This window comes from Streptomyces sp. TM32, assembly GCF_004122755.1.
Lineage (GTDB): Bacteria > Actinomycetota > Actinomycetes > Streptomycetales > Streptomycetaceae > Streptomyces > Streptomyces sioyaensis.
The window spans coordinates 1-6,261 of the sequence record NZ_SDIG01000256.1 but is presented as its reverse complement, the minus strand read 5'-3'; the positions used below and the strand labels follow the sequence as shown (position 1 = coordinate 6,261).

General features: G+C 74.6%; 5 protein-coding genes and 1 pseudogene. 3 read left to right on the top strand and 3 right to left on the bottom strand.

From position 1 onward, the window contains the following. From EST92_RS30510 to EST92_RS30500, 3 genes are all read right to left on the bottom strand, one after another. Positions 1–887, bottom strand: an 887-nt coding sequence (locus tag EST92_RS30510; protein ID WP_254069164.1) for a small ribosomal subunit Rsm22 family protein, incomplete at its 3' end; no start/stop codon positions are given. Between the two features lie 39 nt (positions 888–926). Then, positions 927–2,003 (bottom strand): serine hydrolase domain-containing protein, encoded by a 1,077-nt coding sequence (locus tag EST92_RS30505; protein ID WP_254069162.1) that lies wholly within the window; start codon positions 2,001–2,003, stop codon positions 927–929. 56 nt (positions 2,004–2,059) lie between these two features. Next, a complete protein-coding gene (locus EST92_RS30500; protein WP_129283908.1) occupies positions 2,060–3,382 on the bottom strand; it encodes a multidrug effflux MFS transporter in 1,323 nt (440 codons plus the stop codon). Positions 3,383–3,747: 365 nt separating this feature from the next. Between EST92_RS30500 and EST92_RS30495 the strand changes: the two genes are divergently transcribed. From EST92_RS30495 to EST92_RS30485, 3 genes and pseudogenes are all read left to right on the top strand, one after another. Further along, the gene (locus tag EST92_RS30495; protein WP_129283907.1) at positions 3,748–4,764 is read left to right on the top strand and encodes a DUF4429 domain-containing protein; all 1,017 of its coding nucleotides are present in this window, start codon (positions 3,748–3,750) and stop codon (positions 4,762–4,764) included. 52 nt (positions 4,765–4,816) lie between these two features. Further along, a complete protein-coding gene (locus tag EST92_RS30490; protein WP_254069160.1) occupies positions 4,817–5,752 on the top strand; it encodes an SDR family oxidoreductase in 936 nt (311 codons plus the stop codon). 297 nt (positions 5,753–6,049) lie between these two features. Further along, positions 6,050–6,261, top strand: a pseudogene (locus EST92_RS30485) (peptidase); the annotation flags it as partial.

The window sequence follows — 6,261 nt, the reverse complement described above, 5'->3', positions numbered from 1 at the left end:
TCTACGTCGAACGGCTGCGGGCGGCGCAGGAAGCCGGCCAGGTGGCCGCCGGTATCGACGTACGGGTGGGCGTCGAGGGTGGTGGCGGCGACGTAGCTGAACTTTTCGTCCTCGTACGGCAGGGAGCCGCCCTTGACCTGGCGGTGGAGGGAGGAGCGGCTGACCCTGGCGGAGAAGTGGCACCAGTCTTCCCCAGCTACCGCTGGGGGTGCCCCCACCCTCCGGACAAGCGGGACGATGGGGCAGGTGTCGCTGTGCGGGCAGGGGGCGACGATGCGTAGGCCGGCGTCGGTGAGCTGGGTGCGGGCCTCGCGGATGCGGAGGTAGCCGTCGGGGGTGCCGGGTTCGATGAGGACGACGGCGCGGGCGGTGGCCGCGGCGGCGACGACGGCGCGGCGGTCCTCGGGGCGGAGTTCGCCCAGGACGTACGAGACGGTGACCAGGTCCGTGCCGGGCGGGACGGTGAGGCCCTCGCCGATGGTCGCGCGCTGCCACCGGGTGTCGGGCAGGACCCCCTCGGCCAGTTCGCGGCCGAGGTCGAGGGCGGGCTGGGCCCAGTCCAGGACGGTGCTGCGCGGGTCGTCCCAGGTGGCGGCGGTGGCCCAGGTGGCGGCGCCGGTGCCGCCGCCGATGTCCAGATGGGTGGCCGGCGACCAGTCGGGGACCCGGGCGGCGAAGGCGGCCAGCGCGGCGCGGACGGCTTCGAAGGTGGCCGGCATGCGGTAGGCGGCGTACGCGGCGACATCGGCGCGGTCCCGCAGGACCGGGGCGTCGGTGGGGGTGCGGCCCCGGTAATTGCTGATCAGGCGGTCGACCGCCTGCGCGGCCTGCGTGGGCGGCAGGCCGTCGAGCAGGCCCGCCAGCGCGGCGCGCAGTTCCTCGTGCATGGCGGAAATTCTACGGGCGCCCCCGCCTGCCCCGGCCGCTCAGGCGCCGCAGGCCACCGCGCGGGCCAGCCGGGTGGCGGCCGCGGCGCGCGGCGCGCTGCCGCCGTTGCGCCGGCGGGGGTGGACGGTGTTGGCGAGGAGGATCAGGAAGGTATCGGTGGCGCGGTCGAGGACCAGGCTGGTGCCGGTGAAGCCGGTGTGGCCGGCGGCGCCGCGGCCCGCCAACTCGCCCATGAAATACGGCTGGTCGACGCCGAAGCCGAGGCCGGGCGGGTCGAGCAGGGCGGCGACCCCGTCCGGGCCGAGGATCCGGGTGGTGCCGTAGACGCCGCCGTTGAGCAGGGTGCGGCACAGTACGGCGAGGTCCTGGGCGGTGGCGAAGAGGCCCGCATGGCCGGCCACGCCGCCCAGTGCCCAGGCGTTCTCGTCGTGCACCTCGCCGCGGACCATCCCGCGGTCCGCCTTGGCCCAGGGTCGCCGCTGGTCCTCGGTGGCCGCCACGCCCTGCGGTGCCAGCGGGCCGTAGGAGGTGCTGGCCATGCCCAGCGGGCCGGTGATGCCGTCGCGGACCAGGGCGTCCAGCCGCTGCCCGGTGCGGTGCTCCAGGACGAGCTGGAGGGCGATGAGGTTGAGGTCGGAGTAGCGGGGGGCGCCGGCGGGGCGGCCGCTGGGGGCCGCCGCCTCCGCCCACAGGAGCGCCAGTTGGGCGGCGCGGTCCCGGAGGTCGTGGAAGGGCAGCTCGGGGGCGAGTCCCGAGGTGTGGGTCAGGAGCTGCCGGACGGTGATGCCGGGGGCGAAGGCGGGCAGATCGGTCCGAACCTCGTCGTCCAGGGCCAGCCGGCCGCGTTCGATCTGCTGGACCGCGGCGACGGCGGTGAAGAGCTTGCTGACCGAGGCCAGGTCGAAGACCGTGCCCACCCGCATCGGCTCCCACCGGTCGCGCGGCAGATCGAGGCCGCGGTCCCGCTCGGGGTCGTAGGCCCGGTAGCGCAGCGCCCAGCCCGCGGCGGCCTCGGCGACGACGACCGGGCCGCGGCCGGCCAGCACCACGACGCCCGGGCACCAGGGCGGGCGGCCCTCGGGAAGCGCTCGCACGCCGCGGACCAGCCGTTCCACCCAGGCGGTGTCGAGCCCTGCCCGGGCCGGGGTGCCGTAGGTGAGTCTCGGTGCGTTCAGAGCCTGGTCCTCTCGCCGGCCGTGCTCGCGGTGCTCTCCCCCCTACGCTGCCACGGGCGGCACAGTCCCAGGAAGCTGACGAGCGCCAATACGGCGCAGGAAAGCTGTACGAGCGCCATCGGTACGGCCGTCCGCTCCCCCGCGATGCCCACCAGCGGGGAGGCCACCGAGCCGAGGAGGAAGGTGGAGGTGCCCAGCAGCGCGGAGGCGGAGCCGGCGGCGTGCGGGGTGCGCAGCAGCGCCAGGGTGTTGGTGCTCGGCATCACCAGCCCCATCGCGGCCATGAGGACGAAGAGGCCGGCGGCCACCGGGACCAGGCCGACGTGGCCGAAGACCCCCGAGGACATCGCGAGCAGCGCACCCGCGGCGAGCGCGACCACGGCCAGCCCGGTGCCCAGCACCTTGTCGAGACCGACCCGGCCGACCAGCAGCTTGCCGTTGATCTGGCCGACCGTCACCAGGCCGACGGAGTTGAGGCCGAAGAGCAGGCTGAAGGTCTGCGGGGACGCGCCGTAGATCTCCTGGACGACGAACGGCGAGGCGGAGATGTAGGCGAAGAGCGCGGCGAAGGCGAAGGCGCCGACCAGGAGGTAACCGGAGAAGACCCGGTCGGCGAGCAGATCGCGCATGGTGCGCAGGGCCGCGCCGAGACCGCCGGGGTGCCGGCGCTCCGGCGGGAGGGTCTCCTTCAGCGTGCGCCAGACGAGGAGGGTGAGCGCCACCCCGACGGCGGTGAGGACGACGAAGACGCCGCGCCAGTCGGTGATCCGGAGGATCTGGCCGCCGATGAGGGGCGCGACGACCGGTGCCACGCCGGAGATCAGCATCAGGGTGGAGAAGAAGCGGGCCATCGCGACGCCGTCGTACAGATCGCGGACCACGGCCCGGGCGATGACGATGCCCGCCGCGCCGGCCAGGCCCTGCAACAGGCGGAAGGCGATCAGGACTTCGGCGTCGGTGGCGAGGGCGCACAGGGCGGTCGCCAGGATGTAGATCACCATGCCGGCCAGCAGCGGGCGGCGGCGTCCCCACTTGTCGCTCATCGGGCCGACGATCATCTGCCCCAGGGCCATGCCCGCCAGGCAGGTGGTGAGGGTGAGCTGGACGGTGGCGGCCGGGCTGTGCAGGGCGGCGGTCACCTGCGGCAGCGCCGGCAGATACATGTCCATGGAGAGTGGCGGGACCGCCGTGAGCCCGCCGAGGACGAGGGTGACGAGGAGGCCGGCGCGGCGGGCCGCGGCGGGTGCTGCCGGCGCGGCCCGCCCGGTTATGGCGGGCTGGTCTGTGGTCTCGGCCGTACCGGGGCCGGGCTCCGTCATGAAGGTCTCCACGGGTCATCGAGGGGCTGCACCATGGTGGCACGCACCGGACGGCTCACGGCCGGTTCCCAGCCCGTCTTTTGACCGGAATCCGGCGGCGGATGGTCCTAGGACCAATGTCCTGGATCAGGCCGCCGGCTTGGTGCCCGGTCGTCTGCCTCCGCCTCGGGGAGGCCGGTCGGCTGCCCTCCACCTCTGGGAGGCCGGTCGTCTCCGGGAAGCCGGTGGCCGAGGTGAGCGCCGGTGGTCAAGGCGAGCGCCGGTCGCCAGGGGGAGCCGTCAGCGCCCGCCGAGTGCGGACCGGCCCGCAACGGACTCCGCCGGACAAGCACGGCAACCGGCCCTGGCTCCGTAGGATCCGGGACATGGCTGAACTGATGGGGCGCGACGGCACCTGGACCTTCGACGGCGAGGTCATACGGATCGTGCCGGGGAGCGAGCGCGGGGTGCACAAACTGCGCCAGTATCTCGGCGAGTTCACGGTGCCGCTGGCCGCCGTGGCCAAGATCGCCTACGAACCGGCCCGCAAGGGCGGCCGGCTGCGACTGCGGCTGCGGGACGGCGCGGACCCGCTGCTCCAGGTCACCAGCGGCAGCCTGCCGGACGACGCCAGCCCGTACCAGGTGACGGTGGACCCCGGACGGGCCGACGTCGCCGAGTACTTCGTCGACACCGTGCGGCAGGCCCTGACGCTGGAGCAGATTCCCGACGGGCCCACCGACCGCTATCTGCTGCCGGGCCCGCCGGTACCGCTGACGGCCGCCGGGGTCGACGGCATCGCCACCTTCGACGGCGAGCGGGTGCATCTCGAATGGCGCTGGAACACCAGCGAGACCAAGCGGCGGTGGGGTCCACGGGACTTCACGCTGACCGGTCTGGAAACGGTGGAGTGGCAGGCCCCCTCCGGCCTGGAATCGGGCTATCTCCGCTTCCGGCTGTACGGGGCGGCCGAGCAGCCGGCGCCGGAGCGCGACCCCAACTCCCTTGAGCTGTGGGGATTCAAGAAGGAGAGCGGCACGACCGCACTGCTGGCGGCCGCGGTCGCGGTACGGCTGCCGCATCCGTCGGCCGGCCCGCCGCAGGCCCGTACAGCCGGCCTGCCGCAGACCGATACGGCCGGGATCCTGGCGGCGCCCGCCGCGACGGCCCGGCCGACGGGAGCTCCCGCGGCGCTCGCCCCGCCCGCCGGCAACGCGCCCACGGAGGAGGCGCCCGCCGCGACGGCGCCCGCCGCCACCGCGCCCGCCACCGCCGACGACCATGACGCGCTGCTGCGCCGGCTGCGCGAGCTGGGTGAACTGCGCCGCGACGGCATTCTCACCGAGGAGGAGTTCACCGCGACGAAGGCCGCCATCCTGGCACGCTTCCACCCCGCGGGCTGAGTCGCCGCGGCGGCGGCCCGGTCGTCGCCGGTACGCCGTTTACGCTGCCGCCATGGCACAGAACACACAGCGGGCACGGGCAGCGCAGGCGACGTCGACGGCACGGGCGGGGCAGGTCGGCGGGACGGCGACGGCGGACCGGCCCACGCTGCCGGCCCCGTCCTCGCGGCCCGGACAGCGCGCACAGACGGCGTCGGTCGCCCAGGAGGCGCGGCGGAGCGGGGCCGCACCCCGGAAGGTGGCGGTGGTCACCGGCGCCGGATCCGGCATCGGACGGGCGGTCGCCCAGGCGCTGTCGGACGCCGACTGGACGGTGGTGCTGGCCGGCCGGCGCGCCGAGGCCCTGGCGGAGACCGCCCGTCTGGCGGGCCTCACTACCCCCGAAAGCCCCGCCCTCATGGCGGTGCCGACCGATGTCACCCGCCCCGAACAGGTCGACGCCCTCTTCGCTGCCGTCCAGGAGCGGTTCAGCCGGGTCGATCTGCTCTTCAACAACGCGGGCACCTTCGGCAGGACCGTGCCGCTCGACGAGCTGGCCTACGAGGACTGGCGCACGGTGGTGGACACCAACCTCACCGGCGCCTTCCTGTGCGCACAGGCCGCCTTCCGCGCGATGAAGACCCAGGACCCGCAGGGCGGCCGGATCATCAACAACGGCTCCGTCTCCGCCCACGCCCCGCGCCCGGACTCCATCGCCTACACCGCCACCAAGCATGCGGTCACCGGGCTGACCAAGTCGCTCTCCCTGGACGGCCGTCCGTACCGCATCGCCTGCGGCCAGCTCGACATCGGCAACGCGGCGACCGAGATGACCGGCCGGATGCAGACCGGTATCCGGCAGGCCAACGGCCAGCTGGCGGTCGAGCCGGTGATGGACGCGGCGGACGTCGCCCGCACGGTCGTCCACATGGCGGCGCTGCCGCTGGAGGCCAATGTGCAGTTCGCCACCGTGATGGCGACGAACATGCCCTACATCGGGCGGGGTTGAGGCAGCTTTCGGCCAGGACGGCGGGGTTCGGGCGAAGTTGCGCCACCGCGCCGTTCCGGGCGCCGAATCCTGGTACGACCCCTGCCCTCCTGCCGTCTCCAGTGGCACCCTTACCCCGGATCCGCACCGCTCCTGCCGGGCCGCCGTCGCGCGGCCCGTCCCCCACGGCCGCGCGCAGCTGCCGCGCGGCCCCCGCAGAAGGAGTTACGCGTGAGACGAACCGTACGTGTCACAGCGGAAGTTCACGCCATACCGACCCCGCCCCCCGTGCGCAGATCCCGGGCCGCCCTGGGGGCCTTGACTGCCGCCGGCACGCTGCTCGCCCTGCTGCTCCCCGCCGCCCCGGCCGGCGCCGCCGACGTGGACCACGGCCACCGCTCCCCCGCCCCGCAGACCGCCCTCGACGCCTTCTGGACGGCGGACCGGATGCGCGCCGCCGAGCCCCTGGATCTCGCCACCCCTGCGCCGCGGTCCACGGCCGCGGTCCGGCACGGCGCCCCGCTCACGGT

Excerpts from the sequence above, each read along its gene's own strand:
- EST92_RS30500 (WP_129283908.1), bottom strand. The coding sequence starts at position 3,382 with ATGACGGAGCCCGGCCCCGGTACGGCCGAGACCACAGACCAGCCCGCC.
- EST92_RS30495 (WP_129283907.1), top strand. The coding sequence starts at position 3,748 with ATGGCTGAACTGATGGGGCGCGACGGCACCTGGACCTTCGACGGCGAG.
- EST92_RS30490 (WP_254069160.1), top strand. The coding sequence starts at position 4,817 with ATGGCACAGAACACACAGCGGGCACGGGCAGCGCAGGCGACGTCGACG.